The 3,118-nt window shown below is 35.2% G+C and carries 2 protein-coding genes and 1 pseudogene; all 3 read right to left on the reverse strand.

Annotated features, from left to right (window positions below):
* Positions 1-289: 289 nt before the first annotated feature.
* A complete protein-coding gene (locus tag MR593_RS10950) occupies positions 290-1,351 on the reverse strand; it encodes a Fic family protein (RefSeq protein ID WP_331474832.1) in 1,062 nt (353 codons plus the stop codon).
* Between the two features lie 217 nt (positions 1,352-1,568).
* Positions 1,569-2,351: a sulfite exporter TauE/SafE family protein gene (locus MR593_RS10955; protein ID WP_290692803.1), complete on the reverse strand. Its 783-nt coding sequence runs from the start codon at positions 2,349-2,351 to the stop codon at positions 1,569-1,571.
* 99 nt (positions 2,352-2,450) lie between these two features.
* Positions 2,451-3,118: pseudogene (locus MR593_RS10960) on the reverse strand (DnaB-like helicase C-terminal domain-containing protein); the annotation flags it as partial.

A 3,118-nucleotide genomic window follows, 5' to 3' on the forward strand; every position in this document is an offset into this window, starting at 1 on the left:
CCACCTGTATTTCTATTTATCAACTCATATTTTTCTGAAATATGTGCTATATCTGATAACAATAATTCTATTTTCATTTATTTTCTCCTTAATGATAAGCTTATATTTCCATTGTAATTATATTTAACAACTTTGTGATGAATTTTTTCCAAAATTATTGTGTATTTACTAATTTTTATTTTTAAATGGACATAAGAAAAGTACCTCTATAGAGATACTTAACCTTAATTGTATGTGTTTCCCTTATAATTTATTATTTTTTAAGGGAAAGTTTATCTGAGTAAGGGAATTATTTTAGTCTGATATAGTGGGTTGCCTTTCCAACACCCTCACGCTTTAATTCGCCAGATTTAACCATTTTTCTCAAAGCACCTTCAATAGAACTTATACTCAAATGTGGGCATAATTCTCTAATATCCTGCTTCGTGAATTTTCCAATCTTATTTAGTGTTGCTTTCCTTACCATTTCTATCGCAGGGAGTTTTTCTTCTACAATAGAAAATCTATCTTCAAAATCATTATAGGCAGCTAAAATTATACTAAGGATATATTTTATAAATGGAACAACATCTTCCGTCCCTTCATGCCAACCATGTTGAGCTTGATTTAATGCGTTATAATACAAGTCCTTGTTTTTAGCAATTTTAGCTTCTAAAGATATATATTTACCAACGTAGAAACCATTACGATACAAAAGAAGTGTAGTAAGCAATCTGCTCATTCTTCCATTACCATCATTAAATGGATGTATGCACAAAAAATCATGAATAAATATAGGTATGGCAATTAATGGTTCAAGTTCAAAATTTCCAATAACCTTGTTATACTCCTCACATATTTTGTCTAGTGCCTCGTTTGTTTCAAATGGAGCAATTGGTGTAAATATAATTTCTGTATGTCCATCAGGATAACTTGCACTAATATAATTCTGCACATTTTTTGTCTTTCCTGCCATAGGATTATTCATATAGCTGTACATAATTTTATGAAGCTGTAGTATATAATTTTTTGATATTGGAATAGCGTCAAAGCTTTCGTGAATAATATTTAATGCATCACGATATCCAGCGATTTCCTGTTCATCACGATTTTTAGGAGTAGTTTTTTCTTCCACAAGTTGTTTGATACGAGTGCTTGTAGTAACAATCCCTTCAATTGCATTTGATGCTTCAGTACTCTGAATCTTCGCAATTTCGACAAGTTTTTCAAGCTCTTCAGGTCTTTGTTTAAGATATAACTCTTGTTTACCGGCTTCCTTATATATTGCAGCTATATATCCGAGAATATCTGAATCCCATTTCTGATCTTTAATTTTAGAATAATTAAATTCTCTCATTCCCTTAATCACCATTCCTTTCCCTTAAAATATACTATAATTTAAGGGAAAAATCAATTATACTGAATATATTCCCTTAAAACTTATCTATATTTAAGGTAAAATCTTTTAGATATATAGTATTCCCTTTAAATCATATATCTATTCATTATTTAAAGAACTGTTTCTAAATAAAAATAGTCTGTGTATTTAAAAATATTTTTATAAACCATACACAGACTATTTTCTTATTCTACAAAAACAATTTTATCGAAATAGTAATCACACCAAGGATGAAAAGACACGTACCGACAACTCGATTCAACCTCTTAATCTCGCACTTATTCGCAAACTTAGCACTAACATAAGCACCCAACACGCAAAATGCCACAACAATCAGCATAGGAATATAATCCATATGAGCTCCCATAGCAACATGGCTGACTGCACCAGTTAGCGCCACAAGTGTCATAATCATCGTGCTTGTACCAACTGCTACCTTCAAGTTGTACCCAAGGACTATAGTAAATACTGTCAGCATCAAAACTCCACCCCCGCTTCCAGTAAATCCGCATACCCATCCTATACCACATCCTAAAAACATCGCCAAGGCTCTCTTTTTAATTCCGATATCTGCTGAGCCTTCCTCCGCATCATTGCCCTTAGTCACAGGTCTAACTAAGAATTTTATTCCCAGAAAAATCGTAGTCGCCATAGAGATATATCCAAGTCCGTCTGGCTGTGCTTGTGAGAAAAGATACCCACTGTAGCTTCCAATAACCGTACCTAAAAACGCTGTGATTGCAACGAATACACCGTTTTTTAAATCTATATTTTTATTCTTATAATAAGTGTACGCTGTCAACATACTCGCGAGAACATCAGCCGCCAACGCTACTGTGACCGCATCGTAGCTCGCCCATCCACATAAGCTCGTCAAAAGTGGCGTTATGACCACCGCCGCCGAAAGCCCCGCAAGCCCTGTGACAACACCTGCTCCTAATCCTGCTAAAACATAAACTACATATAATATCATATTTGTCTCCTTCTATTTTGTCATTTTTGATTTGCTTTTTTATTTTAATTCTTATTTATGTACTGTATTTTAAATTTTACACTTTTTGTTATTATAAATCTAGTAAACGCTCAACTGCTCTGCCTTGACTTTATAACCGTAATCCTTATCGAGCTCGGTCTTGTTTTTCGTATAAAATCGCCTTCTGTTCGCATCGAACTTCAGATTCAAACTCCTCTTCTGAATCCCCGTGATTCTGTTTTTCAAAATTGACGCAACTGTCTTGTCCTCGCCCCTCTTGAGCTTCAAAATATAATCCGCCAAATTCGGAATCTCACTCGCTCCAGATATCTCAAACACATGCGACTCCCTACTCATAGTCACACTTTTATTCGGATGGGCGACTAGAATTATCGCGAGGTCGTACTTTTTGGCAAGCGACTTCAGCATTTTCACTGTATTGATTTGCTTTTCGTACTTGTCGGAACCACTACATTCGAGCGTCATCAGGTTGTCCAGCACAAATAATTTCGTCGATTTTTTGACTGCTAGATGCTCTATAACGCTTGATAGGTGAGCCTCGTCAGCACCTACATCCTTTGAAAATATATAAAATTTCTCCCTAGTCCATTCGGCAATCATCTCATGCGCCTCCTTAGTGACCTTGAGATATTCGCCGAAAGTATTTTTGCACCTTCTGATGTCCTCCATATTCGCGACCGTCTTGACAAACCACTCCATAATCATCTGGTAAGTAAGCTCACCAGAGTACAAAAATGCTGGATGAC

Origin of the sequence: Intestinibacter sp. (genome assembly GCF_022780145.1) — a bacterium.
Classification (GTDB): Bacteria; Bacillota; Clostridia; order Peptostreptococcales; family Peptostreptococcaceae; genus Intestinibacter.